Annotated in this window: 26 protein-coding genes and 1 pseudogene; 12 read left to right on the top strand and 15 right to left on the bottom strand. The window is 71.2% G+C overall.

Translation table 11 applies throughout. The features are described from left to right. From QR78_RS35650 to QR78_RS16685, 10 genes are all read right to left on the bottom strand, one after another. Positions 1-489 (bottom strand): contractile injection system protein, VgrG/Pvc8 family (locus QR78_RS35650; protein ID WP_280140380.1); only part of this gene is annotated, 489 nt, incomplete at its 3' end. Positions 490-920: 431 nt separating this feature from the next. Continuing rightward, positions 921-1,292 (bottom strand): type I-E CRISPR-associated endoribonuclease Cas2e, encoded by a 372-nt coding sequence (cas2e, locus tag QR78_RS16725; protein WP_048428683.1) that lies wholly within the window; start codon positions 1,290-1,292, stop codon positions 921-923. 19 nt (positions 1,293-1,311) lie between these two features. Further along, the gene (cas1e, locus tag QR78_RS16720) at positions 1,312-2,241 is read right to left on the bottom strand and encodes a type I-E CRISPR-associated endonuclease Cas1e (protein ID WP_048428682.1); all 930 of its coding nucleotides are present in this window, start codon (positions 2,239-2,241) and stop codon (positions 1,312-1,314) included. A 4-nt stretch (positions 2,242-2,245) separates the two neighbouring features. Continuing rightward, on the bottom strand, positions 2,246-3,076 hold the full coding sequence (locus QR78_RS16715; RefSeq protein ID WP_048428681.1) for a type I-E CRISPR-associated protein Cas6/Cse3/CasE: 831 nt from the start codon (positions 3,074-3,076) through the stop codon (positions 2,246-2,248). Next, a complete protein-coding gene (gene cas5e, locus QR78_RS16710) occupies positions 3,073-3,882 on the bottom strand; it encodes a type I-E CRISPR-associated protein Cas5/CasD (protein WP_048428680.1) in 810 nt (269 codons plus the stop codon). Before cas5e ends, QR78_RS16715 begins: the two co-directional genes overlap by 4 nt. A 5-nt stretch (positions 3,883-3,887) precedes the next feature. Further along, positions 3,888-5,102 carry a type I-E CRISPR-associated protein Cas7/Cse4/CasC gene (cas7e, locus tag QR78_RS16705; RefSeq protein WP_048428679.1) on the bottom strand — a complete coding sequence of 405 codons (1,215 nt, stop codon included), beginning with the start codon at positions 5,100-5,102 and terminating at the stop codon, positions 3,888-3,890. Next, positions 5,099-5,752 carry a type I-E CRISPR-associated protein Cse2/CasB gene (locus QR78_RS16700; protein WP_048428678.1) on the bottom strand — a complete coding sequence of 218 codons (654 nt, stop codon included), beginning with the start codon at positions 5,750-5,752 and terminating at the stop codon, positions 5,099-5,101. Before QR78_RS16700 ends, cas7e begins: the two co-directional genes overlap by 4 nt. Next, positions 5,742-7,268 (bottom strand): hypothetical protein, encoded by a 1,527-nt coding sequence (locus tag QR78_RS16695; RefSeq protein ID WP_048428677.1) that lies wholly within the window; start codon positions 7,266-7,268, stop codon positions 5,742-5,744. Before QR78_RS16695 ends, QR78_RS16700 begins: the two co-directional genes overlap by 11 nt. Positions 7,269-7,387: 119 nt before the next feature. Further along, positions 7,388-7,561, bottom strand: coding sequence for a YegP family protein (locus QR78_RS36715; protein ID WP_158004051.1), 174 nt, complete (start codon positions 7,559-7,561; stop codon positions 7,388-7,390). Between the two features lie 261 nt (positions 7,562-7,822). Beyond that, positions 7,823-10,396 carry a CRISPR-associated helicase/endonuclease Cas3 gene (locus QR78_RS16685; RefSeq protein ID WP_048428675.1) on the bottom strand — a complete coding sequence of 858 codons (2,574 nt, stop codon included), beginning with the start codon at positions 10,394-10,396 and terminating at the stop codon, positions 7,823-7,825. 85 nt (positions 10,397-10,481) lie between these two features. On the opposite strand from QR78_RS16685, the pseudogene QR78_RS36710 reads away from it, so the two are divergent. Beyond that, positions 10,482-10,943 (top strand): annotated as a pseudogene (locus tag QR78_RS36710) (contractile injection system protein, VgrG/Pvc8 family); the annotation flags it as partial. 140 nt (positions 10,944-11,083) lie between these two features. On the opposite strand, the gene hppD reads toward QR78_RS36710, so the two are convergent. After that, positions 11,084-12,214, bottom strand: a complete 1,131-nt coding sequence (gene hppD, locus QR78_RS16680) for a 4-hydroxyphenylpyruvate dioxygenase (RefSeq protein WP_048428674.1) — start codon at positions 12,212-12,214, stop codon at positions 11,084-11,086. A 120-nt stretch (positions 12,215-12,334) separates the two neighbouring features. Between hppD and QR78_RS16675 the strand changes: the two genes are divergently transcribed. Together QR78_RS16675 and QR78_RS16670 are read left to right on the top strand one after the other, a co-directional pair. Beyond that, positions 12,335-12,838: an Lrp/AsnC family transcriptional regulator gene (locus QR78_RS16675; RefSeq protein WP_048428673.1), complete on the top strand. Its 504-nt coding sequence runs from the start codon at positions 12,335-12,337 to the stop codon at positions 12,836-12,838. Between the two features lie 149 nt (positions 12,839-12,987). Further along, the gene (locus tag QR78_RS16670; RefSeq protein ID WP_048428672.1) at positions 12,988-14,040 is read left to right on the top strand and encodes a patatin-like phospholipase family protein; all 1,053 of its coding nucleotides are present in this window, start codon (positions 12,988-12,990) and stop codon (positions 14,038-14,040) included. 18 nt (positions 14,041-14,058) lie between these two features. On the opposite strand, the gene QR78_RS16665 is transcribed toward QR78_RS16670, so the two are convergent. After that, positions 14,059-14,490: a CBS domain-containing protein gene (locus QR78_RS16665; RefSeq protein ID WP_048428671.1), complete on the bottom strand. Its 432-nt coding sequence runs from the start codon at positions 14,488-14,490 to the stop codon at positions 14,059-14,061. Between the two features lie 133 nt (positions 14,491-14,623). Next, positions 14,624-15,436 carry a rhomboid family intramembrane serine protease gene (locus tag QR78_RS16660; RefSeq protein WP_048428687.1) on the bottom strand — a complete coding sequence of 271 codons (813 nt, stop codon included), beginning with the start codon at positions 15,434-15,436 and terminating at the stop codon, positions 14,624-14,626. A 472-nt stretch (positions 15,437-15,908) separates the two neighbouring features. Here QR78_RS16660 and QR78_RS16655 point away from each other — a divergent pair, with 472 nt between their 5' ends. The 3 genes from QR78_RS16655 (at position 15,909) to QR78_RS16645 (ending at position 18,149) form a co-directional block, all read left to right on the top strand. Then, complete coding sequence (locus QR78_RS16655) at positions 15,909-16,511, top strand: PAS domain-containing protein (protein WP_048428670.1); 603 nt, start codon at positions 15,909-15,911, stop codon at positions 16,509-16,511. Between the two features lie 188 nt (positions 16,512-16,699). Beyond that, positions 16,700-17,275: a PilZ domain-containing protein gene (locus QR78_RS16650; RefSeq protein ID WP_048428686.1), complete on the top strand. Its 576-nt coding sequence runs from the start codon at positions 16,700-16,702 to the stop codon at positions 17,273-17,275. Between the two features lie 376 nt (positions 17,276-17,651). Continuing rightward, entirely contained in the window at positions 17,652-18,149 is a 498-nt protein-coding gene (locus QR78_RS16645; protein WP_048428669.1) for a hypothetical protein, read from the top strand. Positions 18,150-18,224: 75 nt separating this feature from the next. Here QR78_RS16645 and QR78_RS16640 read toward each other — a convergent pair whose 3' ends face one another. Continuing rightward, on the bottom strand, positions 18,225-18,707 hold the full coding sequence (locus QR78_RS16640; protein WP_048428668.1) for an MmcB family DNA repair protein: 483 nt from the start codon (positions 18,705-18,707) through the stop codon (positions 18,225-18,227). A gap of 277 nt (positions 18,708-18,984) precedes the next feature. Here QR78_RS16640 and QR78_RS16635 point away from each other — a divergent pair, with 277 nt between their 5' ends. The 3 genes from QR78_RS16635 to QR78_RS16625 are packed head-to-tail and all read left to right on the top strand — an operon-like array spanning position 18,985 to position 21,692. Further along, the gene (locus QR78_RS16635) at positions 18,985-19,812 is read left to right on the top strand and encodes an ABC transporter ATP-binding protein (protein WP_048428667.1); all 828 of its coding nucleotides are present in this window, start codon (positions 18,985-18,987) and stop codon (positions 19,810-19,812) included. 48 nt (positions 19,813-19,860) lie between these two features. After that, entirely contained in the window at positions 19,861-20,646 is a 786-nt protein-coding gene (locus QR78_RS16630; protein ID WP_048428685.1) for an ABC transporter permease, read from the top strand. A 41-nt stretch (positions 20,647-20,687) separates the two neighbouring features. Continuing rightward, positions 20,688-21,692, top strand: coding sequence for an ABC transporter substrate-binding protein (locus tag QR78_RS16625; protein WP_048428666.1), 1,005 nt, complete (start codon positions 20,688-20,690; stop codon positions 21,690-21,692). Positions 21,693-21,695: 3 nt separating this feature from the next. Here the strand turns inward: QR78_RS16625 and QR78_RS16620 are convergent, their stop codons facing one another. Next, on the bottom strand, positions 21,696-22,310 hold the full coding sequence (locus tag QR78_RS16620; RefSeq protein ID WP_048428665.1) for a cupin domain-containing protein: 615 nt from the start codon (positions 22,308-22,310) through the stop codon (positions 21,696-21,698). A 104-nt stretch (positions 22,311-22,414) separates the two neighbouring features. Here QR78_RS16620 and QR78_RS16615 point away from each other — a divergent pair, with 104 nt between their 5' ends. The 3 genes from QR78_RS16615 to QR78_RS16605 form a co-directional block, all read left to right on the top strand. Next, entirely contained in the window at positions 22,415-23,188 is a 774-nt protein-coding gene (locus QR78_RS16615; RefSeq protein ID WP_048428664.1) for an ABC transporter substrate-binding protein, read from the top strand. A 16-nt stretch (positions 23,189-23,204) separates the two neighbouring features. Continuing rightward, complete coding sequence (locus tag QR78_RS16610) at positions 23,205-23,858, top strand: amino acid ABC transporter permease (protein ID WP_048428663.1); 654 nt, start codon at positions 23,205-23,207, stop codon at positions 23,856-23,858. After that, positions 23,855-24,464 (top strand): amino acid ABC transporter ATP-binding protein (locus tag QR78_RS16605; protein ID WP_048428662.1); only part of this gene is annotated, 610 nt, incomplete at its 3' end. The genes QR78_RS16610 and QR78_RS16605, both read left to right, overlap by 4 nt.

Here is a 24,464-nt window from a genome sequence, read left to right as displayed (position 1 = left end):
CCAGCCGGTATCCGTCCCGTCACCCCGCGCCCTACGGTCCCAAGGCAGGGTCAGCTTCACCCGCCCGAACGCGTCGGTGTGGATCTCCTCGCCCGGCGGCCCCGCGATCCTGGCGATCTGCAACCCGTCGATGCGCGGGCGCGGCACTGTCCGATGCGGCGTCGCCGGCCGGTCGGCCGGCAGGGTGGTGAAGGCGTTCTCGTAATGCGGCGTGCCGGCCCCCGACTCGTAGGTCGGGTCCTCGGCCCGGTGCAGGATCTGCGTGATCACCTGCGCCGGGTAGACATGGCCCGGATGCGCCACCTCGTAGGGGGTGAAGCGCACGCCTGCCGCGAGCGTCCTCACGCTGGAGCGGCCCTCGACGCGGTCGAACCCGGTCTCGGTCGCCTGGATGCGCAGCCGCGTGGCGCGCTCGCCCGCCTCGCGGGTCAGCGCCCTTGCCGGATACTCGTAGAGTTCGTAAGCCGTATTCTCGGGAACACGGTCGATCGCCCTGCGAGGAAGGCCGGATGTCGGCCGGACGCGAGCCCCGCCGGAGATCTGCCCGCCGGGATCCCGGCCAGGCCCGCGCGGCCGATCCTGCCCCTCGAGGGCAAGTCGTCCGCTTCACTCCAGCCTCACGCTCTCGAACCGCCGCAGGACGGCCCCAGCCTGCACAGCCATCATGTCTGTAGGGGACGTTATCGCCCGTAGTACAGGGATGCACGAAGGCGTCAATGTGGGTCGATCCCGCGGTGCAGAGGAGCCTTGATGACGTCCACGCCCTCGGAGAAGCCCTCAGGTCGATCCCGACGACGTTGATCTCACGGGGTCGATCCCCGCGGATGCGGGGGAGCCGGCACATCGCCGGTCGGCTCGTCGCCGGACCACGGTCGATCCCCGCGGATGCGGGGGAGCCTCTGCCAGTCAATATACTGACATCATTCACTTATCAAAGAGCTCGTCTCCTGGGCCAGGGTCGTCTCCTGGGCCAGGGGCGGTATCCCCGCTCCGCGGCCCAGCGGGCGGCGGGTGAGAAGGACGCCCTCATGGGCGATCACCTCCTTGGGCGGCGAACCGAGCGTGCGAACGCCGAGCGCGCCTGCCGCAGACGTGTCCGCCCAGGTCATCACGATGCTGCCACGGCCGAGCTGGCCGTACCAGTCCGACAGCACGGTCCAGACACGATCGCGCACGCCCGCGCTCATGCGCGGGTAGGCGTAGACACCGGGGGCCAGCTCCAGCATGGCGGATCCCAGGAAGCCCCGGTAGCGATCCTCGACATCGCGGGTGACGACCACGCAGAGCGGCATGCCCCTCTCCTCGTCGCGTTCACGTCGGCTCGGGGTCGGTCGTCGAACCGACCTCCGCCTGGGGGGCGTCGTCCCGCTCCCGAGGCACCAGGACGGACTTGATCGCGTCGATCAGCCCCGGGATGACCTCGCGTCGGCGAAACAGCTCGGCTGCCCTGCGGCGGACCAGCCGGACGATGCTCTCCGGACGCTTGGTCGCCTCCTTGGCGGCCCCGAAGGCGATGTCGAGGACGACGTCGTGGCGCCGCACGTCGGCGATGTCGAGGACGAAGCTCTGTCCGGAGTCTTCGTGGATGAAGCCGAGTTGGGGGATCGTGCCGGTGGCGGCCACCGCGATGGCGGCGGCGGCCTGCACCGTCACAGCCGCGTGGTTGAGGGCCTGGTTGGGCAGGTCCGCGCTGTCGGGGTTCGCCCGATCGTAGCGGCGTCCGCGCCAGGGCACGCCGAATCGCTCGGCGGCCAGCTCGTAGGCCCGCTTGATGCGCCCGCCCTCCATGCCGCGCAGGACCGCGATGTCGCGGGTTCGCACGATCTCGCCGAAGCGCAGGGCGTACATCCGCCGCGCCACCTCCATGCGCGTGGCCTTCACCGCCCAGAGCTCGACCTGGCGCCGAGCCAGGGCGGAGGTGTCCGGCAGGAGCGGCGGCGCCGTGTAGAGCCGTACGCCCCCCTCCCCGATGGCGCACAGGGCGCAGCCGTGGCGGGCGAGGAGCCGGAGGGCGTCGTGGGTCACCGAGGAGCCCGGGCCGAGCAGCACGGCCGAGACCGACTGATGCGGAATCTGATCGTCGCCCGGTGCGAGGGTCGCGCCGCCCTCCGGCCCGGCTCGAGTGACGAACCGCAGGCAGCCGTCCTCCACCTCCAGGCGGCCGCGGTCGAGCCAGAGGAGGCCGTGCCGGTCGCCATGGGGGACGCGGGCCGTGTCGAGGCCGAGGCGGCCGAGGAGCATGGCGCTATCGTCCCGCCGGCCGCAGCAGCAGCATGCCGAAGCCGAACGCGCCGTGCCGCCCCACCCCGTGTCCCAGCAGGGCGGCGAAGGCCGCCGGATCGACGATCGTCAGCACCCCGTCCACCACGGTCTCCGGCCCGGCGAACCCCGGCCGGCGGCGGGACGCGGCATCCGGCGGGATGGATCGCACGGTGCGGATGCGCCGATGCGCCACCAGGCGGAAGGCGGAGAGGCGCGCCGCCGAGCCCAGGCGCCGTTCCAGCCAGGCTTGGTAGATCGGTTCGCGCTCCAGTGGATCGTTCGCCTCGCTCCCGCCCGCCAGATCGCGTTGCTCGAGCGCCGCCAGGAAGGCGTCCCGCTCGTGGCCGCCCTGGCGGTCCGCCGCCGACCGGGCGGCGGCGGCACGCGGACCGTAGCGCACCACCGGCCGCATCCGCAGGGTAAAGCCGTAAGCGGCCCCCTCGGCAAAGGCGCGCGGCATCGCCTTCGCCTCGAACGGATGTGGAAAAATCGCCGCCAACGCGCTCTCGGCGTCGTCGTCCGCGCGCCAGTCCGCCTCCCAGTCCGGAGGGGGTTCGGGGCGCGCATCCGCACGGGGATCGGCCGCTCGCAGGGCGTCCTTGTCGTGGCTATAGCCGAGCAGCATGTCCGGTCCGCCGTCGCGGCCTGGCATCAGGCGCCAGGGCTGAGGGGCCGCCGCCCCGAAGCGCCGCCGCAGGGCGAGATGCAGCGCGTAGCCGAGATCGTCGTCGAGGACACCCTGATGCGCCGCGAAGGTCCGCAACGCCGCGGGCGCCACGGCGGTGCGCACGAGGTGCAGGAGCGGACCGCTCACGGGGTCTCTCCGTGGGTGCGCGCCGGAAGGCACAGCCGGCCCTCGATCACCCCGCGCGAGCCGCCATGCACGCCCACCACCCAGTCGCGCTCGTCGCACATGTCCAGGCGGCGCTCACGCTCCCCCGGCGCTCGATCGGACGGCCCCAGGTCGGCCGGCCATTGGGCGCGCACCCGACGCTCGGAGCGGGGCCAACCGTCGGGCGTCTGCCGGAGGCGGGAGGGATGGAGGCGAAAGCGCTCCGTGCCTGCCGCGCACGCAGCGAGGGCAAGATCGAGGGCGGTGCGGATGTCGTTCGATGCGATGCGCCCGGCCACCAGCGGCCGCGACGGCAGGCAGGGCTTTCGCCCGATGAAGAGCGGCCGCTCCGGCCGGTCGAGGGCGCCCTCGATCTCCGCCAGGGTCGGACTTTCCTCGGGCGGATCGAGGTGGAAGACGACCAGCACCAGCGCATCGGCATCGGCATCGCGGTAGCGGATATGGGGCGAGTCGTAGGTCGCCGCCCCGCCGCTGCGGCCCTCGACGCGGCCTCGCGTGGTCCAGCCCCGGTCGCCGGCGCCGAGGCGGGCGGTCTGGAAGTCGCGCACCCGCCGGCCCTCCGCCACCCGGGCGGAGCCCAGGACGAGGCGGGCTTGCAGCCGGTCGAGCAGGGCACCGTCGGCCCGGTCGTAGCCCAGCGCGTTGGCGAGGAGCCCGGTCACCGTCGAGCGACCGGGGAAGTCGCGCACGACCCCGTAGGCGTCGATGATGTCGCCGCCGAAGGCGCAGAGCGGCGCGTCGAGGAGGAGGACGAGGTGGTCCGGCACGGCCGCTACCCCGCGATCGACGCCCGGCGCACCAGGGCGCCGGCACGGGTGGCGAGGTCGGGCAGGGGCATCGCGTCGATGCCGTGCAGGCGCGCCGCGCCGCGGGCCGCCTGCCACCGGGTCTCGTGCGGGCCGAACATCCCGTCGAGCCCCTCGATCTCCCGCTCGATCGCCCGGGCGGTCTCGCGGGCCAGGGTCGCGCCGGCCTCCAGCGCCTGGCGGTTCCGGGGCGGCTGGACGGGATCGCGGAAGGCGTTGGCCAGGGTGCGCGGCTGGCGTTCGCCGGCCTCGACCAGCACGAGGTCGGCATAGGCGTAGGGCGCCGTCGAACCCCGCTTGGCCCCGGGGCTGACGGTGGCGACGAGGTGGACCAGGTTCTCGACCACGCGGGCCGCGAGGTCGCGCGCCTCCGGGTCGAGGCCGGCCCAGGCCTTGCGCGGGCACCCGGTCAGGTTCGAGACCAGGAGCGGCACGTCGACGACGACGTATCCATAATAGAGGCCCGAGGTCAGCTCGGTATCGAAGACGCCGGCCGCGCCCGCATCCTCGCGCTCGGCGAGGTCGTCGACCACGGTGAAATAGTCGAGCTCGGGCTGCTCGTCATGGACCGTGAAGGCGTGGGCGACGTGGATGGCGGCGTCGGTGTTGGCACGGACGTCGGAGGTCACCATGCGGCCGAACAGGGCGCTCTCGAGACCCGGGGCGAGGTGGTTCTGCTCGCGCAGCTGCTTGAGGTTCGCCTTCCCGTCGCCGTCCTTGAAGAAGGCCTGTGCGGCGGCCTCCGCGGCCTTGGCGTCCTCCGCCTCCCCGGCGATGCGGGCGGCGTTCTCGGCGAGATAGGCGAGTTCGGGGCGGCCGAGCAGCAGCGCCTGGCGGGACTTCTTGTCGCCGGCCTTGCCGCCGTAGACCTTCTCCACGAAGACCTTCTCGATGGCGTCCACCACCGCCTCGTCGGCCCGGCCGCGCAGCGGATCCGTCACCGCCTGTTCGATCGCGACCTTGGAGCGCTCGGCCTCGAGGCCGACCTCCTCGGCGAGGCGGTGCAGGCCGCGGGCGTCCTCGGTCATGCGCCAGTGGCGCTTCAGGCATTGCGAGGAGATCCGCGTGCGGGTGGCGCCGCCGAAGGGCAGGCGCTTGGCGAGCCCCGCATCGTCGCGGTTGAGGAGCACGCCCGGATAGGAGGCCAGGAAGTGGATCTGGATGAAGCGGGGAGTGGTCACGCTCGAGCGTCCTCGTCGATCTGGTCGGCATCGCGGTCGTTGCCGGCTTCCGCAGCGTAGTAGGCGCGGGCGAGCGCGAGGCGGGCCTCGTCGGCCCGCGTCTCGTCCAAGCCCTCGCTCAGGATCAGGTGCGCGAGGGGCGTGAGGTCGAGGGGGATTGCACCGGCGGCGGCCAGGAACCGGCCGAGGCGGGCGACCTGGGCGACGAGCGCGGGCCCCCGGGCCGTGGTGAGCCGCATCAGTCGCGTCTCCGACACGCCGGCGGCGTGGATCCTGCGTCCGGCCTCGCGCTCGCGGTGCCGCGGGCCCGTCATCTGTCCGTCGGCCCCGCGCTCCCGCACCGGCGCGTGGACCTCACGCGCCGCGGTGCCGGCCAGGGTCGCGACCAGGTGGCAGATCAGCGCCCAGCGGCGAAAGCCCTCGTCGGAGGCGAAGGCGCGCCGGTTCACGCCGGCCGCGATCAGGAGCGGGATCACCGCATCGACGCCGCGGCCGGGGGCTGCCGGATCCAGGCGCCGCAGCGTCGCCCGGGTCCCGGTCGGCAGACCCGGCATCCGGCCGGAGATCGACCGCAGCTGCGCGGAGAGCGAGGGCGCCCGCCGTGCCGTCCGCTCGCCCGCCTCGGTCATCGGTTCGGCCTCACCCGGCATCCTTCACCTCCGCCACGAACGCGCCGGCCCGGCGCTCGAACAGGTCCGAGGCCTGGGCCCGGGCCCGGATGCGCCGCACCTCGGTGCGCGGCGCCGCCTCGGCGGCCTCGGCGAGGACCGCGCGGGCGAGGCCCGCGAGCCGCCCCCGCCAGGGCATCCGATGCGGCCCGTCCCGCTCCGCCACCTCGTTCCAGAATGCGTCGTCGAAGAAACCCGCCTCAACGCGGCCGTCATAGGCCGCCTGCCAGGACGCGGCCTTGCGCTGGGCCACCTCGTCGTCGAGCCGCACGCCGTCACGTCCGCCTCGCATCAGCGCCACGAGGGCGTGGCGCAGGATGCGCCCCATCTCCCCGGCCTCGTCGGCGCGCTCCTGCGCGACCTTGCCGGTGCGGTCGAGGATCACGTCGCCACGCTGTTTCAGCAGGGCACCGACGAAGCCCGGTACCGGCAGGTGACGCTCGTGGAAGCCCTCGGTCTTGCCCTGGCCGCGGACCACAGCACTGAAGACGAAGACGAGACCAGCGATGGGCATGCCTGGGGTCGGGGTGGCGAGCACCGGCCGCACGATGATGTCGGTGTTCATCAGCCGGGCGATCTGCCGGTAGCCGAACCCGGCTCCGGTCGGCGTGTAGGCCTTCTCGCCGTCATTCAGTACCGGCGCCCACGGATCGCCGGTCCGCCCGGTGAGCGCCTTCGCCTCGATCCGGGCGACCTTCGAGCCGGCGGTCCGGGCGACGAGGCCGCCGTCCTCCCGCACCAGCCGCACGCGCCGGCATACCTCGACGTAGAGCGGATCGAGCCCCGCGAAGCCCCGCGAGGCCTGCCCGTCCCACGGAGCGAGCCAGACGAGGCCCACCCCGTCGCGGGCGGCGAGCGCCGGCTGCCTCTTCAGGATCCGGTCGCGCCCTCCGGCGAGGAGCTGGCCGACATCGTGCCGGAAGGCGGCGCCGGGACTGCCCTGCGGGCGCAGCCCGAGGGTCGTGCGGCTGCCGAAGCCGCTATTCATCCGGCTGATGCCGAAATTGTCCCTCCCCATGAAGCCCTCCTGGGTCTGGAGGCTGACCAGGGCGAAGAACCAGTGGTCGTCCGCGGCGCCCCGCATCCGCTCGGCCTTCAGGTCGTGGTTCTTGGCCGTGACCAGCATGTCGAGGGCGTCGGGCGCCTCGATCCGCCCCCGGTACTCCGCGGCGTTCGCAGGTCGGACCACCGGCGGCTGGAGCAGGGCCGGCTTGCTCCAATCCTCGACCACGAGGTCCCAGGCCTCGCCGTCCGGCCAGTCCGGGGTGAGGGCGAGGAGCAGCCGGCGCCACGCTTCCCCAGTCTCCGGCAGCGCCGCCGCACCGGCGCGGTGGAGGGCCATCGCGGCGACCTGGACCAGGAAGGCGTGCCAGGCTTGGCGCTGGTGCGGGCGCAAGGCCGGGAAGGCGGCGACGGCGTCGGTGCTCAGGGCGGCCAGGATGTCGAACAGGTTGCCTGTTCTCGGCTGGCTCGATCGATCGCGGTAGCGGATCGGCATGTGAGATCCCCGCGGATGCGGGGGAACGACCCGCATGATGGCGGCGCCCACCATCTGGCGTGGGCGATCCTCTCAGGGAGAGGGAGCGGTTCGGGGCAGGAAAGCCTGCCCCGATGGATTTACACGCGCGTGACCGGCGCCCCGGACGATGATTTGCTCAAGGTGATCGAGTCGTCGCAAGCCCGCTCGGTCATGTAAGCCTCGCGCGACATCGCTATGATGCGCCCGTTATCGGCACGCAAGTGCCATCGCCATCCGCGCCGTCCGGCGGATCTGAATTTCTCGTATTTCATCATCGGCTCCTGAGACAGGAACGACTTGACGAATGGCGCTGAAGATCTAAGAATGTCGCGTCAGCAGACACCCGATCGAGCGGTCCCAAGCCGAGACTCGTTCGGATCAGGCCCGAAGACGCTGGAACGTCTTCGAGCCTTTTCCGTTCGTACGTTTTGATACTCTAGGTGTGATTCAGGCGCAAGCGCCGATGTTGACACACGCCGTACAGGATCTTCGTTACTGCTGCGGCACCATTTGGCGGTTCGACGAAAGCCGGCTCACCCTGCCCGCAGCCCGAGCCGGTCGTAGCGGAATTCGACCGCGCCCAGCGTGAACCTCACGCCCTCGGCGCCCACCTCATCCCGAACCGCGGCAGTCGCGTCGTCGGGGATCGGCCCGGCCTTCGTCAGCATCCATCCCGGGATGCGCAGCTGCGTGACCACTGCCCCGAACGGGCCGACGAACGGTACCTCCGGCCGGATCAGCCGGTCGTCGGCGCCGAGCCGGGTGCGTACCGTTTCGTCCTCGGGAAACGACAGGTCCGTGAAGGGAGCCGTCATGTCGAGCCGATGGTGAGCGGCCAGGGCCATGTCGGCGACACGGCCGCCCTCCTGGCAGGTCGCATGGTCGAGCCAGGCGCCGCCCTTCCGTGCCGCGACCGCGTCGAGCGCCTCCGGATGGGTCGTCAGCTCCACGAGCCGGCGGCAATCGCACGGGACGACGATCCGGGCGTGCTCCTCCATCAGGCGCCACGTCGCCTCGATCACCGCCAGCCGCGGATAGATCCCGCGTCCCTCCTTGGACGGCCCCAGCCCGTGTCGGGCGCGCTCGAGCAGGGGCGAGAGATCGCGCACCTCCGGGACCAGCACGATGGCCCGCGGCATCTCGAAGCCGGCCGGCCGGTCGCGCCGGTGCCGATGCAGGCGGCCGAAGCGCTGGAGCAGCACATCCATCGGCGCGAGATCGGTGATCAGGAGATCCGCATCCAGGTCCAGGCTCATCTCGAGCGTCGTCGTCCCGACCGCGACGATCGGCCGGCGCTCGCGGCCGCGACGCTCCCCGGGGGCCTGATCGTCGTCCACCTCGCCGAAGACCGCCTCGATCTCCGTGTCGAGAAGACGCCGATCCTCGGCGGCGAAGCGGCCGTGATGCAGGGTCGCGACATCCCCGACCCGGAACAGCAGGTTGCCGGCGCCCTCGGCTTCGAGTGCCTGCTGCACCGCCACCGCGTCGGCGACGGTGTTGCGGACGATGAGCACCGAAGCACCCGCGCGGGCGGCGGCGAGGGCCCGGACGGCGATCTCCCGCGAGTGGGCGATCAGTGGCACGGTCCCGACCACGATCTCCTTGCGCCGGCCTCCGGTCGTCACCGTCCTGGGCGCTGCGTCTGAGCCCGAGAGCGCCGGATAGGGCGTCTCGAGGGCGAGCGCGAGACTCGGCGCCTCCTGGCCGAGGAGGGCCGTGCGCGCCGCGCTGCCGAGGGTGGCCGAGAGCAGCATCGCCCGGCCGCCGGCCGCAACGTGGTTCCCGATGACGGTCTTCAGGATTTCGGTCTGGAACGTGTCCGACGCATGGACCTCGTCCACCACGAGCAGCGCCCGCGACAGGGCGGCGGCGCGCAGGTGAGCGTGCTTGACCTGCAGGCCCGCCATCAGCGCCTGATCGATGGTGCCGACGGCGATGCGGGCGGCGAGGTAGCGCTTGGGCGCCTCCGCCGCCCACCGTGCGTCGTTATCGTCCTCGTCGGGCCACAGCACCGTGAAGGGTGCGAGCCGCTGCCCGTCCTCGTCGCCGGCGCGCAGGTAGCCCGGCACCGCGAGCACCGCACGGGGGGCATCGGCGCCGAGGATGCGGGCGAGGTGGCGGTTGATCCGCCCGTGCAGCTGCGTGGCGGCGGTGCGGGTTGGTACCGCAAAGTACAGCGCGTCGACCTCGCCGCGGGCGATCAGCGCCAGCGCCCGCCACAGGGCCGCCTCGGTCTTGCCCGAACCGGTTTCGGCCTCGAGGGCAGCGATGGCGCCGAGCGATGCGGCGGCGGCCTTCTCCTGGGCCTCGTAGGGTGGAAATCCGAAGGCCGCTGCAAAGGAGTCGGGCGCTGCGCGTGACAACGGGCGGAGGCCCCGCACGGTGACGCCCAGAGCGGCTTGCCGTGCCGCAAACTGCGATCGCGAGAGCCCGGGCGGCGTCACGAGGGGAAAGTGCGCCGTGTCCGAACCGAGCCAGTCGGCCAAGGTCGTCAGGCCGGCGAGCAATGCCACGAAACGCGCGGCATCGGGCAAAGGCGGGCCCTCCAGGAAGGCGAGCGGAAAGCGCAGGCGGGCGGCGGAGACGAGCCGTGCCAATTCGGCGAGCGGATCGTAGCCGTCGATCGGACGCCACCAGCCGGCATCACGCCGTGCCTCTCTGGTGCTGGATCCGCTCATGGCACCTGGCGTGCTGAAACTCGTGAGCGGACGGCCGTGATGAGCCATGACGGCCGTGAGATGTTCGGCCGCTCCCCAAGCCGCGATGAGATCGCTCAGCTCCCGCACCACGGCTTGGTTACGGAGCGGTACGCTGTGGTGAAACAGGGCGCCGACGACCTCGGTGTGACCGATGCGCGGCATCTTGGGAAATTGGCGCCGCCAGAAGCCGCTATTGGCTTTGCCGAGATCGTGTAGAAAGGCGAGCGAGCACAATCGCTCGATGTCTTGATCAGACAACGCACGTCCGGCGAGTCTCTCGATCCTGCTTCGGTAGGCGGTCTGCGTCAGCACGGCGTACAGGACGGCGGCGACATCCTCGCCGTGATCGATCAGAGCGAGCGTCGTACCGAACTCGTCACGCTTGGCCCAGGCGTGAATTTCAGTCAACGATCCCTCGCGATCACCTCAATCTGAAATGACGATATTCATAATAAACCATGAGATGCGAGGGATATTTCTGTAGCGCGATCGGTTGTTCACGGCGTCCCCCTCCGGGTCGCGCTCTACTCGCCGCCCGCGGCGGCTCCCCGGACCCGCTGCGCGGTTTCGGCCTGTCAGGTTGCGGTCGCCGACGCACCGTGCGGCGCTCTACGGCCGAGGTCACTTGGTCTGGTTTCGCCATGAGCGCGACAAGCATACGCTCGTCGGCGGTGACCACCCCTCGGCCTATGACGAGCGAGACCGAGACCCGGGCTCGTCGGATGCCGAGCACATCCATGGCTGGCGCCGGCAACTCTCGTTCACGCCGGGACGACGAGCCGGAAACGATGACGAATTCTTGACGCAAAATCTCGATCTTACTTCCGATACGCCGTCGATCGACCGTATTCCCGAGAATACGGCTTACGAACTCTACGAGTATCCGGCACGGGCGCTGACCCGCGAGGCCGGCGAGCGCGCCACGCGGCTGCGCATCCAGGCGACCGAGACCGGCTTCGACCGCGTCGAGGGCCGCTCCAGCGTGCGAACCCTGGCGGCGGGCGGGCGCTTCACCCAATACGCTCGCTGCCCGCGGGGAGAGGGGAGGTCCGCGCCCTTTCCTTCCCCCGAGCAGCCCCGCCCCAGCGCCTCTCCTCACGCCGCCGCGTCGCGGGCTCCGTCGGCGGCGAGCACGCCGCGGCGGATCTGGTCTTCCTCGATCGATTCGAACAGGGCCTTGAAGTTGCCCTCGCCGAAGCCGTCGTCGCCTTTTCGCTGGATGAACTCGAAGAAGATCGGCCCGATGGCGTTGGCCGAAAAGAGCTGGAGCAGGATCTTGGTCGTCCCGCCCTCGACCACGCCCTCGCCGTCGATCAGGATGCCGTTGCGCTCCATCCGCTCCAGGGGCTCGCCGTGGCCGGGCAGGCGACGGTCGACGCGGCGGTAATAGACCGAGGGCGGCGCGGGCATGAAGGCGACGCCGCGCTCGCGCAACGCCTCGATCGTCGCGTAGATGTCGCGGCAGCCGCAGGCGATGTGCTGGATGCCCTCGCCGTGATAGGCATGCAGGTATTCCTCGATCTGGCTCTTCTCGTCGGCCGATTCGTTGATCGGGATGCGGATCTTGCCGTCCGGCGAGGTCAGGGCCTTCGAGAACAGGCCGGTCTGCTTGCCGGCGATGTCGAAGTAGCGGATCTGCCGGAAGTTGAAGATTGTCTCGTAGAAGCCGGCCCAGACGCCCATCCGGCCGCGATGCACGTTGTGGGTCAGGTGGTCGAGGTAGAACAGGCCCAGGCCCACGGGCTTGGGGTCGCGCGCATCGAGCCAATCGAACTCGGCCTCGTAGGGCGAGCCCTTCTGCCCGTAGGTGTCGACGAAGTAGAGCAGCGAGCCGCCGATGCCCTTGATCGCCGGCACGTCGAGGGTCTTGCTCCCCTCCGCCGGGTCGGCCGGCTCGGCGCCGAGCGCGACCGCCCGCGCGAAGGCGGCCTTCGCGTCGACGACGCGGAACGCCATCGACGGGGCGCAGGGGCCGTGGGCGGCGACGAAACGGTGGCCGTGGCTGCCGGGCTCCTCGTTGACGAGGTAGTTCACGTCGCCCTGGCGATAGACGGTGATCGCCTTGGTGCGGTGGCGCGCCACCGCGGCAAAGCCCATGGCGCGGAAGAGGTCGTGCAGGGCTTGCGGCTCGGGATGGGCGTATTCCACGAACTCGAACCCGTCCGTGCCCATCGGGTTGGCGGCGGTGACGTGGGCGGCCGGGGCGTCGTGCGGATAGGGGCCCATGGGGTTGCGTCCTCTTGCGTTCGTGGTCCCCATCACAGCATGGACGGCCCGCGCGGGGCGTGCGAAATCCCGGCGCCGACCCGGGCTCCACGCACGGATCGTGCATGGAGATGCCCGGCGATGACCGATCCTCTCACACTCGACGGGTTCGACCTGAAGATCCTCGCGGCGCTCCAGGAGGACGGGCGGCTCGGCAACCAGGAGCTCGCCGAGCGGGTCCATCTCTCGGCCAGCCAGTGCTCGCGCCGGCGCCTGCGGCTGGAGGAGCGCGGCGTGGTGCGGGGCTACCGGGCCGAGCTCGCCCCGGAGCCGCTGGGCCTCGCCGTCACGGTCTTCACCAAGGTCGCGCTCGCCACCCACAACCGCGACAATGCCCGCCGCTTCGCCGAGCTGGTCCGCGGCCTCGACTGCGTGCTGGAGGCCCATGTGATGACCGGCGACAGCGATTACCTGCTCAAGCTGATCGTGCCCGACCTGAAGGCGCTCTCAGGCCTGATCAACGACGTGCTGCTCCCGCACGAGAGCGTGTCGCACGTCCATTCCTCGGTGGTGCTCGACACGCTGAAGGCGGCGGCTCCCCTGCCGCTGCCGCTGCCGCTGCCGCGCGGGGCGGCTGCCGGCTGACGCCCGCCTCCGGGTCCGATCGCGGCCCGGCGTCGTCCGTGCCGCGACGATCCCCGACGAATCGACGATGCAACCTCCGCCGTTGACGAACGCTTGATGGATCCAGGCCACACTGGGAACCGGGACAGGCCCGGCAGAGGTCAGGCGCCATGATGTGGGACGGCATCGCACTCTTTTCCGGCGCGCCCGTGCGGCGCTCAGCGGACGGCGTGCTGGGTGCCGCGGGTGTTCCTCCCCTGCGCGAGCCGGAGCGGCCCCGGCGGGCCAAGGTCGGCCTGGCGCTCGGCGGCGGAGCCGCCCGGGGCTGGTCCCATATCGGGGCGATCGAGGTGCTGCAGGAGGCGGGCATCCCCATCGACGTGGTGGCGGGCTGCTCGATCGGGGCGGCGGTGGGTGCCTGCCACGCCGCCGGCAAGCTCGGCGAATTGCGCGACTTCGCCCTCACCCTGACCAAGCGCCGGGTGATGGGCCTGCTCGACTTCCACATCAGCGGGTCGGGGCTGATCGCCGGCGAGCGCCTGCGGCGGCTCCTCGAGCGCGATCTCGGCAGCACCCGCATCGAGGATCTCTCGCTCACCTTCGCGGCGGTGGCGACGGAACTCGGCACCGGCCACGAGATCTGGCTCACCCGCGGCGGTCTCGTCGAGGCGGTGCGGGCCTCCTACGCGTTGCCCGGCATCTTCGATCCGGTGAAGATCGCCGGGCGCTGGCTGATGGACGGCGCGCTGGTCAATCCGGTGCCGGTCACCGCCGCCCGCGCGCTCGGCGCCGACGTGGTGCTCTGCGTGAACCTCAACGGCGACATGCGGGTGCGCGGCACGGTGATCCAGTCGCACGGGGCGGACGGGGCGGAGGCCGTGATGGAGGCGGCCGCCGAGGCCGTCGGCGCGCCCGCCGAGGAGGCGCGGCGCTGGCCGCTGATCGGCGGGCGGCGGGCCAAGCCGAAGCCCCGGCCCGAGGCCGGGGCGCCGAGCGGCATCGCCAGCGTGATGGTCGACGCCTTCAACATCACGCAGGACCGGATCTCGCGCTCGCGGCTCGCCGGCGATCCGCCCGACGTGATGATCAACCCGAAGCTCGCCCAGATGGGCCTGTTCGAGTTCCACCGTGCCGAGGAATGCATCGAGCTCGGCCGTCAGGCCACCCGGCGGATGCTGCCGGAGATCCACGAGATGATCGCGGCCGCCGTCACGCCGGCGTGAGGCGGCCGCCGGGAGGCATCAGGCGGTGGCGATGTACTCGCGCATCGCCTGGTGCTCGGCCTCGACCGACTCGATCCGGTGCTTGACCACGTCGCCGATCGACACGAGCCCGACGAGGCGGCCGTCCTCGACCACCGGGACGTGGCGGAAGCGGCCGTCGGTCATCAGCTCCATCACCTCGTCGACGGCGCTGGCGCGGCTGCAGCAGATCACCTTGGCGGTCATGTGCCGGGAGACCGGCGCCTCGAGCGCCGCACCGCCGCCGCGGACCACCGCCCGGATGATGTCGCGCTCCGACAGGATGCCGAGAACGGTCTGGCCGGCATCGCTCACCACCAGGGCGCCGATGCCCTTCTCGGTCAGGAGCGCGGCGGCCTCCGCCAGGGTGCGGTGGGGCTGCACGGTCACGACGGTGCGGCCCTTCTGCGACAGGATGCGCGCAACGGTCATCAACACCTCCCTGATCGGGCCTCGCCGGCCTGTAGCGGTCCGGGCGGGGCGCTCGTTGGACGACGAGTGTGTGACCGCGCGCCGGACGACGCAAGCACCCCGGAAGTCGAAGGGAAACAATCCTTTGCCCGCCTCAGCGGCGCCCGATCCGCTCGACCAGGGGCAGCAGCAGGAAGCCGACGACGAAGCCGCCGAGATGCGCGTCCCAGGCGACGGGGGCGTCGCTCAAGCCCAGCGGCAGGGCGGCGAGGCCGAACAGCAGGTTGGTGACGAACCAGATGACGAGGAAGACCACCGCCGAGCGGTTGCGGAGGAGTTCGGGGATCGTCTGCAGCCGGGTCGGCACCGGGCGCTGCCACGGCACCGCGGCGGGGCCTGCGGGTTCGGGCGGCTGGAAGGCGAAGCGCACCGCCGCCGCCATCAGCCCCGAGACGCCCGCCGAGGCGCCGATCAGCGGCACGGTGCTCAGGGGATCGATGAGGACGTGGAGCAGGCCGCCGGCGACGGTGGCCGCGAGCGCGACCGCGCCGTAGCGCCAGGCGCCGCAGCGCCGCGCCACCGGCGTGCCGAAGGCCGCGAGCCAGACGCTGTTGAGCAGCACGTGGGCCCAGGAGCCGTGCAGGAGCGCGTAGGTGGCGAAGGTCCAGGGCATCCCGTCGGCATCGGCCACCAGATAGGCCGCGAAGGCCTTGCGCAGCTCGACGCCGACGCCCTCCGTCCCGGCGGCGGCGCGCAGCACGTCGGCGGCCCGGCCCGGATCGAGGGCGAGGGTCCAGCGGGCCGGGATCAGCGCGAGATCGAGCAGCAGGGTGATGTCCCAGACGTCGGGCAGGACCTGCCGCACGGCGTGGATCAGCACCAGGATCCCGACCGAGGCGGTGACCACGGCGGGCATGTTGAACACCGGCACGCGCGGCGGTCGCGGGAGGTCGGGGGTGGCATCCATGCGGGGCACCATTGCGGGGCGCGGGGCCCGTCCGCAAGGGCGGGCGCCGCCGCGGCCCGGCGTGGTTCGGGGATAGAGGCCGCGCCGGTCCAAAAAAAAGGGAGAGCGTTGCCGCCCTCCCCGAAGAGGATGATCGCGCCGAGCCACGCGGGCAGACGCGGAACGCCGTCAGGACCGTGACGACGCGGGCCGGATCCGGCCCTCATCCCTTTATACGCGAACCGGCGTAGGGCACGCCCTCGGCCCCTGCCAGCCCGAAACCGTCATCGGTCCCCACAATCGCCCAGGTGTGTGGCAAAAGCAACAGCGATGGGAGGTTAACCCTAACTAAACCTTACGCTCTCGCGCCCGCCCCGTTCGGCATAGGGTCTGCTCAACCGAATCAGCCGCACCGGCCACAGTCCCGAAACGGGACGGTCGCCGGTCGCCACGCGAACAGCCCGCCCGAACGCCCGTGCCAGACCGAGACGCCATGAAGCACCCGACCAGCCGCATGCTCCACGCCTACTGGAACGGCTTGCGCGGCGCCCGCGCGGCGCCGGAGCGGGGCGAGATCGAGCCCGGCGAGATCCGCCACGTCCTCGCCGACAGCCTGATCCTGGAGATCGACGCGGCCAGCCAGGCCGCCACGGTCCGGCTCGCCGGCACGCGGCTCTGCGCCCTGTTCGGGGCCGAGCTGCGGGGTCACTCCTTCGGCGGCCTGTGGGGCGAGGCTCCGGCGGCCGATCCCTGGCGGCTGGTCGAGGTGGTGATCCAGGAGACCGCCGGCGTGGTGGTCGGCCTCGTGGGGGTGACGGAGGCGGGCGAGACCCTCGACCTCGAATTGCTGCTCCTGCCCCTGCGCCACCGCGGCAAGACCCAGGCGCGGGTGATCGGCGCGCTCTCGCCCGCGGTGATCCCGACCTGGCTCGGCCTGCGCCCGATCGTGGCGCTTCGCACCGTCTCCCTGCGCATCCTCACCGGGGAGGCCAACGCCGCCCTCGCCCCGCTGGCGGCGCCCCCGCCGGCGGCCAACGACGAGCCGGGGCCCGAGCGCCGCAAGCGCTTCGTGGTGCATCACGGCGGGCGGGCCTGAGGCTCGGGGGTTCGTTAACCATTCCGACGCATGATCCCGCGTGAGCGAGCCGCTCCGCGGCGGGAGAATCGGGCGTCATGGCGGCGAGCGTAGGGGCGAGCGTGATGGGCAGCGCCGCGGAGGACGCGCCGGGCGACGTCCCGGTCCGTCCGGCCTCCGCGATCGCGCGCGCGCTCTCCCTGCGGGCGATGTCGGAGCAGCGCCGGCACAACCGCGTCGCGGTGGCGCTCCTCGGGCGCTACATGCTGTCCGACCGGCAGGAATATCCGTGCCAGACCGTCGACATGTCCCCCGGCGGGGTGCGGCTGACCTGCGCGGTCGGCGGCGAGGTCGGCGAGCGCATCGTGATCTACCTCGAACATGTCGGGCGGATCGAGGGCACCGTCGCGCGGATCCTGCCGGACGGGATCGCGGTGACGATCAACGCCACGACGCACAAGCGCGACAAGATCGCCTCGCAGCTGACCTGGCTCGCCAATCGGACGGTGCTCGGCCTGCCGGAGGACCGCCGGCACGAGCGCGTGGTGCCGCGCCGCGCCCTCACCACCCTGCACCTCGACGGCGGGCGCGAGATCTCTGCGCGCATCGTCGACATCTCGCTCTCGGGCGCGGCGATCGCCTGCGAGGTCGAGCTGCCGCTCGATACCGCCCTGACCGTCGGCCGCACGCCCGGCCGGGTGGTGCGCCGGTTCAAGGGCGGCGCCGCGATCGAGTTCCGCCTGCCGCTCTCGCCGGACCGGTTCGACGAGAACCTGGTGTTGTGACGCTCCGTCGTTGAAGATGCCCTCGGTCCGCCTCCGGTGGCCTTCAGGCCGAGCGACGCCCGTTGTCCCGCACCGGGGCGCGGTCCGCTCCCGGGGCGACTCGCTCAGACCCGCGCGCGGAGCGCGTCCGGTCGCGAAGGCGTTGCGTCACGCCGTCGGGGATCCGTAGGCCGAGATCCGAAGATCGAGATCCGAAAGTCGAGATTGACGAGCCGGGATCCGCGGGATCCGGGATCGCCCGGGAAGCGCGGAGCGCCGCGGCGCGACGATGTACTAGTCCACTGGACAGGTCATTCGGGACCGTGGGACGACGTGCCCCGCCACCCTGCGCCGTGCCCCGCCGGCACCGGATGCGCCCGATGGAAGGATTATCGCCATGACGCAAGGCTGGGCCAGGACCGCACTCGCGACCTCGCTCCTGACCGGCGGGGCGATGGCCGCGGCACCCGTCCTGGCGGCACCGGCCGCGGCGCGGGCCGAATTGCCGGCCGAGGCCTGCAAGAAGACGGAGGACGGCTTCAGCGAGTTCCTGAATGCGATCGCGTCCGATCCGGCCTTGCGCGCGGCCTACAGCGCCTCCCCGATTGCCGAGCGCGACCTGCGGGATCCGGCAAGGCCGGTGACCCGGGCCGGCGAGCCGTTCCGGGTGACCATCGTCGACAACATGTGGGTCTACGACGAGCCCGGTCGCAGCACGGCGAAGCTGTCGCGGGTCAAGCTGACGTTCAAGATCGACGGCAACCGGATGCGCCTGGGTTTCGTCAAGGCCAAGTTCTCCCCCGAGGACGACCTCATCCGGACGTTCGGTGCGCCGGAGGCCTACGTGTTCGAGCACATCCAGGGATGCTGGCGCCTGGTCGAGCATCTGCGGTAGCGGGCGCGAGCGTCGCACTCCGCATCGGACGGCGGATGGGAAGGCCGGACCCGGCGGGAGCGTCGGCCGGGGCGCCTACAGCGCGCCCTCCCGGATCGAGCCCGGATCGGCCAGCGCGTGGAGCAGGCCCGCCGCCGCGTGGGCGAAGCGCAGGGTCACGGCCTTGCGGCGGGCGCCGGCCAGGGGATGCTCGGGCGGATCGCGCAGGATCGCCGCCCCGAAGGCGTCGGCGACGATGAGCCCGGTGTCGTCCGGCAGGATTTCCACCGGCAGGGTCTCCGGCACCGCGAAGTAGAAGCGGTCGCAGAAGTCGCGGTAGTCGGGCCATTTCCGGTCGGCGCGGAAATCGGCGACGCTCGACTTGATCTCGATGATCGTCAGCTTGCCGCACGTCCCCAGCGCGATCAGGTCGGCACGCCGGCCGTTGGCCAGGGTGAATTCCGGAATCGTGACGAAGCCGAGTTCGGCGAAGAGGCGCCGCACGCCGCGCTGGACGCCGAGGGCGGTCGGCGACTGGCGGCGGTCGACGGGGAGCGAGAGGGCGAGGGCGGCGGACAAGGCTGTGGAACGATGCGGCTGATGGGTTGCAAACGAGATCGAATCGGGAACGCCATCCGACCAGCTTCGCCCGATCTTGTCACCTGCGGCCCGTGTCGCACCCGCGCCGCGCCCAAAACCGGCCTGCGCAACGGATGGAGCGGTTGATCTCGCGGGCCCGCTCGCCGATGGTCGGCCGCGTCCGGGAGCCGCGCGAGACGGCCGGGACGACGGGAGGGAGACGGGACGCATGGTGGGGCAGCGCGCCGCCGAGAGGCATAAGGGAGGGCGGTCCGGCATGCGCCTGGTCGGCGGCACGGCACTCGGCCACGGCGATGCGGTGCGTCTCGAGGATGTCAGCATCGCCTTCACCCTCAAGGGGGGCAAGCGCTACGTCGCCGTCGAGGGGATCGACCTCGGGGTGATGCCGGGCGAGTTCGTCGCCATCGTCGGACCGACGGGCTCGGGCAAGTCGACCCTGCTCAACGCCGCCGCCGGGCTGCTCAAGCCCGCTTCGGGCCGCGTCACGGTATTTTCCTCGGCGCTCTCGGGGCTGAACGCCCGCGCCGGCTACCTCTTCCAGGCCGACGCCCTGATGCCGTGGAAGACCGCCCTCGACAACGTCGCGGTGGCGCTGGAGCCCCAGAGCGTGAAGCGGGCGGAGGCCCTGGCGCGGGCCCGCGACTGGCTCGGCAAGGTCGGGCTCGCGACCTTCGTCGACCGCTATCCGCACATGCTCTCGGGCGGCCAGCGCAAGCGCGTGGCGTTGGCCCAGATGCTGATCCGCGACCCCGAGATCCTGCTGATGGACGAGCCCTTCGGGCCGCTCGACGCGCAGACCCGGCAGATCATGGGCAACCTGCTGCTGGACTTGTGGGCGGCCAACCGCAAGGCGGTGATGTTCGTCACCCACGACCTCGAGGAGGCGATCGCGCTGTCCGACCGGGTGGTGGTGCTCTCGGCCGGCCCGGCGGCCAGGATCGTCGGCGAGTTCAAGGTCGATCTCGCCCGCCCGCGCGACATCAGCGAGATCCGCCTCGAGCCGCAATTCCACGCCCTCTACAAGGAGATCTGGTCGTGCCTGCGGGTCGAGGTCTCCCGCGCCTATGCGAGCGGTCCGGCGTGAGGACCATGGCGTGACGCCTCATCGGAGATTCCTGTCGTGAACCGCCCCGTGAACCGCCTGGGCCTCCTCGCCCTGCAGATCCTCGTCGGCCTGATCGGCCTCGCGATCTGGCACGTGCTGACCGTCTACCCGATCCTCGGCGCCCCCAAGCAGATCCAGTTCTTCTTCTCGACCCCGGTCGAGGTCCTGAAGCGCACCTGGATGGAGATGACCAACCCCGAGATCTGGGGCCATCTCTGGATCACCCTGCAGGAGACGGTGCTGGCCTTCGTCTTCGGCGCGGCGGGCGGCATCGCCTTCGGGTTCCTGTTCGCCCGCAACGCGCTGCTCGCCGCCGTGTTCGACCCCTACATCAAGGCGGCGAACGCCCTGCCCCGGGTGGTGCTGGCGCCGATCTTCGCCCTGTGGTTCGGGCTCGGCATCTGGTCGAAGGTGGCGCTCGGCTTCACGCTCGTCTTCTTCATCGTGTTCTTCAACGTCTACCAGGGCGTGCGCGAGGTGAGCCCGGTGGTGCTGAACAACGCCCGGATGCTCGGCATGAACGAGCGCGGCTTGCTTCGCCACGTCTACTGGCCCTCGGCGCTGACCTGGATGTTCTCCTCGCTGCACACCGCGGTCGGCTTCGCCCTCGTCGGCGCGGTGGTGGGCGAGTATCTCGGCTCCTCGGCCGGCCTCGGCTACAAGATCCACGAGGCCGAGAGCGTGTTCGACGTCACCGGCGTCTTCGCCGGGATGCTGATCCTGACCGTGTTCGTCGTCGTGATCGACACGGTCGTCACCCTGATCGAGAACCGCCTCCTGGTCTGGCGCCCGCAAGCCGGCGGCCAGGGCTGAGAGAACCGGTCGAGACACCAGAACGGGAGGAATCACCCCCAATGCAACGCCGCAGCTTCCTCGCCGGCGCCGCCGCCCTGGCGCTCGCCCCCGCCGCCCCCGCCCGGGCCGACACCGTGAAGGTCCGCATCGGCGTCGGCGGCAAGCCGCTGCTCTACTACCTGCCGCTGACGATCGCCGAGCGGAAGGGCTTCTTCAAGGAGGAGGGCGTCGAGGCCGAGATCAACGATTTCGGCGGCGGCGCCCGCTCGCTCCAGGCGCTGATCGGCGGCTCGGTCGACGTGGTGACGGGGGCCTACGAGCACACGATCCGCATGCAGGCCAAGGGCCAGGACGTGCGCGCCGTGTGCGAGCTCGGCCGCTTCCCCGCCATCGTCATCGGGGTGCGCAAGGACCTCGCCGACACGGTGAAGTCCGCCGCCGACTTCAAGGGCCGCAAGATCGGCGTCACGGCCCCGGGTTCCTCGACCTCGCTCACCGCCCAGTACGCGATGATCAAGGCCGGGCTGAAGGCCACCGACGCGGCGCTGATCGGCGTCGGGGGTGGTGCCGGCGCCATCGCGGCGATGAAGAAGGGCGAGATCGACGCGATCTCCCATCTCGACCCGGTGATCGCCAAGCTCGAGGCCGACGGCGACATCAAGGTCATCATCGACACCCGCACCGAGGCCGGCACCCGCGCCCTGTTCGGCGGACCGAACCCGGCGGCGGTGGTCTACACCAAGCAGGACTGGATCGAGCACCACGCCGCCGCGACCCAGAAGGTGGTCAACGCCTTCGCCAAGTCGCTGAAATGGATCGTCGCCGCCACGCCCGAGGAGATCGCCGACACGGTGCCGCCGGCCTACCATTTCGGCGACAAGCCGCTCTACGTGCAGGCGGTGAAGAACTCGCTCGAGAGCTATTCCCGCACCGGCATCCCGACCCAGGAGGGCATGGCGAGCGTGCTGGACCTGGTCCGCACCCTCGACCCCGACCTGCAGGGCGCCAAGATCGACCTCGCCACGACCTTCGAGGACCGGTTCGTCAAGCGGGCGATGGGCTGACGCCTACTCCCTCGCCCGCGGCACGGCGTTGACCCACAGCACGGCGGCCGGCCGGTCGGGGTGCGGGTTGCGGTAGCGGTGCGGGCGCCGGCTGGCGAAGCGGAAGCTGTCGCCGGCTTGAAGCTCCACCGTCGTGCCCTCGACCGTCAGGACGAGGGCGCCCTCCATCACCAGCCCGGCCTCCTCGCCGTCATGGACCAGGGGCTCGTCCCCGGTGCCGGCGAGCGGCGCGAGCTGCATCAGAAAGAGGCTGAGCGCGCTGTCGCCCTGCGTCAGCAGCTGCTTGGTGATGCCGGCCCGCCAGAGGGTGAGCGCCGCCCGCTCCCCGGCCCGGGTGACGAACCCCTCCGCGCCGCCCGCGCCGGGCCCGTCGAACAGGGCGCCGAGACCGATGCCGAGGAGGTCGGCGACACCGGTCAGCACCCGCAGGGACGGCGAGGACAGGCCGCGCTCGACCTGGCTGAGATAGCCGATCGACAGGCCGGTCGCCGCCGCCACCGTCTTCAGCGACAGGCCGCGGGCCTGGCGCAGCGCGCGCAGGCGCTGCCCCACCGCGCGATCGGCGGTGAGCGGCCCGTCCGCTTGCCCATTTCGTCGTCCCGTTGCCGCCTGTTTCATGTGCATGAAATCGGATTGCGTGATGCAGCGAATTATGCCCTGATGTTCATGTCAATGAAATTCGTGGCGGCATCGAAGCGCCGCCCGACAGGGGAGCGGGGACGATGAAGCGACTGTTGATGGCCGCGGGGGCGGTCCTGGTGCTCGCCGGTACCCTGTCCCGGCCCGCTTTGGCGCAGGAGACGGTCCGGATCGGCTCGACGCCGACCGGGGTGCCCTTCACCTTCCTCGACACCAAGACCAACACCATCCAGGGCGTGATGGTGGACGTGATCACGGCGATCGGGAAGGAAGCCGGCTTCTCGGTGCAGATCGAGCCGTTCCAGTTCTCGACCCTGATCGCGGCGCTCACCGCTAAGAAGATCGACGCGATCTCGGCCGCGATGTTCATCACCCCGCCGCGCCAGGAGGTGATCGCGTTCTCCGCCCCGGTCTATACCTACGGCGAGGGGCTGGTGGTGCCCAAGGCCGACACCAAGGCCTATACGGCGTTCTCCGACCTCAAGGGCGAGACCGTGGGGGCCCAGGTCGGCACCGCCTTCGTCGACGCGCTCAAGAAATCGGGCCAGTTCGGCGAGGTGAAGGTCTACGACACCTTCCCGGACATGCTGCGGGACGTGAATGCCGGCCGGGTCAAGGCGATCTTCGCCGATGCGCCGATCGCCGCCTACAACCTCAAGAGCGGCAACTTCCCCAACGCCCACCTCGTCGTCTCGTACAAGCCGGTCGTCGTCGGCTCGGTCGGCATCGGCGTGCGCAAGGACGACAAGGCCCTGCTCGCCAAGATCGATGCGGGGCTTTCCAAGATCAAGGAGAATGGCGAGCTCGCGAAGATCCTGGAGAAGTGGGGCCTGCAGCCCTCCGTGAACCCGTCCTGAGCGGACGCGCGATCCCATGGACGGCTTCCTGTCCGACGCCCGCGAGTTCCTGCCGATCCTGCTCCAGGGCGTCTGGCTGACGATCCTGATCACGGCGGGCTCGCTCGTGGTCTCGACCGCGCTCGGCCTCGTCTGGGCGATGATGCGGGTCTCGGGCGTGCGCGCCCTCTCGTTCTTCGCCGCGACCTTCATCAACGTGATCCGGGGCATCCCGATCATCGTGCAGCTGTTCTACATCTACTTCGTGCTGCCGGATTACGGGCTGTCGTTCTCGGCCGTGCAGGCGGCGGTGCTGGGTCTCGGCCTCGCCTACTCGGCCTACCAGGCCGAGAACTTCCGCGCCGCCATCGAGGCGATCGACAAGGGCCAGGTCGAGGCGGCGCAGACCATCGGCATGGGCTGGGGGCTGACGATGCGGCGGGTGCTGCTGCCGCAGGCCTTCCGCACCGCCCTGCCGCCCTACGGCAACGTGATGATCATGATGCTGAAGGACTCGTCCCAGGCTTCCACCATCACGGTGGCCGAGCTGGCGCTGCAGGGCAAGCTCATCGCCTCGGCGACCTTCAAGAACACCAGCGTCTTCTCGCTGGTCGCCCTGATGTACCTGACCCTGAGCCTGCCCCTGATCCTGATCGTGCGCCACTTCGAGAAGCAGGCCCGCCGGCGATGATCGTGCTCGACGACGTCCGCAAGTCCTACGGGGCGCTTTCCGTCCTCAAGGGCATCACCGCGCGGGTCGACCGGGGCGAGGTAGTCTGCGTCATCGGCCCCTCGGGCTCGGGCAAGTCGACGGTGCTGCGCTGCATCAACGGGCTCGAATCCTACGACGGCGGGACGATCACGGTGAACGGCCGGAGGGTCGACCGCGCCGACCGGTCGATCCGCGCCGTGCGGGTCCAGGTCTCGATGGTGTTCCAGCGCTTCAACCTGTTTCCGCACCGGACCGCGCTCGAGAACGTCGTCGAGGGGCCGATCTACGTGAAGGGCGAGCCGCGCCAGGAGGCGATCGAGCGCGGCCGGGCGCTGCTCGCCCGCGTCGGGCTCTCCGGCAAGGAGGACGCCCTGCCGCCCCGGCTCTCGGGCGGGCAGCAGCAGCGGGTCGCCATCGCCCGGGCGCTCGCCATGCGGCCCGACGCGATCCTGTTCGACGAGCCGACCTCGGCCCTCGATCCCGAACTCGTCGGGGAGGTCCTGGGCACGATGCGGGGCCTCGCCGAGGAGGGGATGACGATGGTGGTCGTCACCCACGAGATGAGCTTTGCCCGCGAGGTCGCCG

Source organism: Methylobacterium indicum (genome assembly GCF_001043895.1).
GTDB lineage: Bacteria > Pseudomonadota > Alphaproteobacteria > Rhizobiales > Beijerinckiaceae > Methylobacterium > Methylobacterium indicum.
This window is presented reverse-complemented; position numbering and strand designations above follow the sequence as displayed.

Bases quoted from the DNA above. Each gene is read 5' to 3' on its own strand.
- cas2e (WP_048428683.1), bottom strand. From the start codon at position 1,292: ATGCCGCTCTGCGTGGTCGTCACCCGCGATGTCGAGGATCGCTACCGG.
- cas1e (WP_048428682.1), bottom strand. From the start codon at position 2,241: ATGCTCCTCGGCCGCCTCGGCCTCGACACGGCCCGCGTCCCCCATGGC.
- QR78_RS16700 (WP_048428678.1), bottom strand. From the start codon at position 5,752: ATGCCGGGTGAGGCCGAACCGATGACCGAGGCGGGCGAGCGGACGGCA.
- QR78_RS16695 (WP_048428677.1), bottom strand. From the start codon at position 7,268: ATGCCGATCCGCTACCGCGATCGATCGAGCCAGCCGAGAACAGGCAAC.
- QR78_RS36715 (WP_158004051.1), bottom strand. From the start codon at position 7,561: ATGAAATACGAGAAATTCAGATCCGCCGGACGGCGCGGATGGCGATGG.
- hppD (WP_048428674.1), bottom strand. From the start codon at position 12,214: ATGGGCCCCTATCCGCACGACGCCCCGGCCGCCCACGTCACCGCCGCC.
- QR78_RS16675 (WP_048428673.1), top strand. From the start codon at position 12,335: ATGACCGATCCTCTCACACTCGACGGGTTCGACCTGAAGATCCTCGCG.
- QR78_RS16670 (WP_048428672.1), top strand. From the start codon at position 12,988: ATGATGTGGGACGGCATCGCACTCTTTTCCGGCGCGCCCGTGCGGCGC.
- QR78_RS16665 (WP_048428671.1), bottom strand. From the start codon at position 14,490: ATGACCGTTGCGCGCATCCTGTCGCAGAAGGGCCGCACCGTCGTGACC.
- QR78_RS16660 (WP_048428687.1), bottom strand. From the start codon at position 15,436: ATGGATGCCACCCCCGACCTCCCGCGACCGCCGCGCGTGCCGGTGTTC.
- QR78_RS16655 (WP_048428670.1), top strand. From the start codon at position 15,909: ATGAAGCACCCGACCAGCCGCATGCTCCACGCCTACTGGAACGGCTTG.
- QR78_RS16650 (WP_048428686.1), top strand. From the start codon at position 16,700: ATGTCGGAGCAGCGCCGGCACAACCGCGTCGCGGTGGCGCTCCTCGGG.
- QR78_RS16645 (WP_048428669.1), top strand. From the start codon at position 17,652: ATGACGCAAGGCTGGGCCAGGACCGCACTCGCGACCTCGCTCCTGACC.
- QR78_RS16635 (WP_048428667.1), top strand. From the start codon at position 18,985: ATGCGCCTGGTCGGCGGCACGGCACTCGGCCACGGCGATGCGGTGCGT.
- QR78_RS16625 (WP_048428666.1), top strand. From the start codon at position 20,688: ATGCAACGCCGCAGCTTCCTCGCCGGCGCCGCCGCCCTGGCGCTCGCC.
- QR78_RS16620 (WP_048428665.1), bottom strand. From the start codon at position 22,310: ATGAAACAGGCGGCAACGGGACGACGAAATGGGCAAGCGGACGGGCCG.
- QR78_RS16615 (WP_048428664.1), top strand. From the start codon at position 22,415: ATGAAGCGACTGTTGATGGCCGCGGGGGCGGTCCTGGTGCTCGCCGGT.
- QR78_RS16610 (WP_048428663.1), top strand. From the start codon at position 23,205: ATGGACGGCTTCCTGTCCGACGCCCGCGAGTTCCTGCCGATCCTGCTC.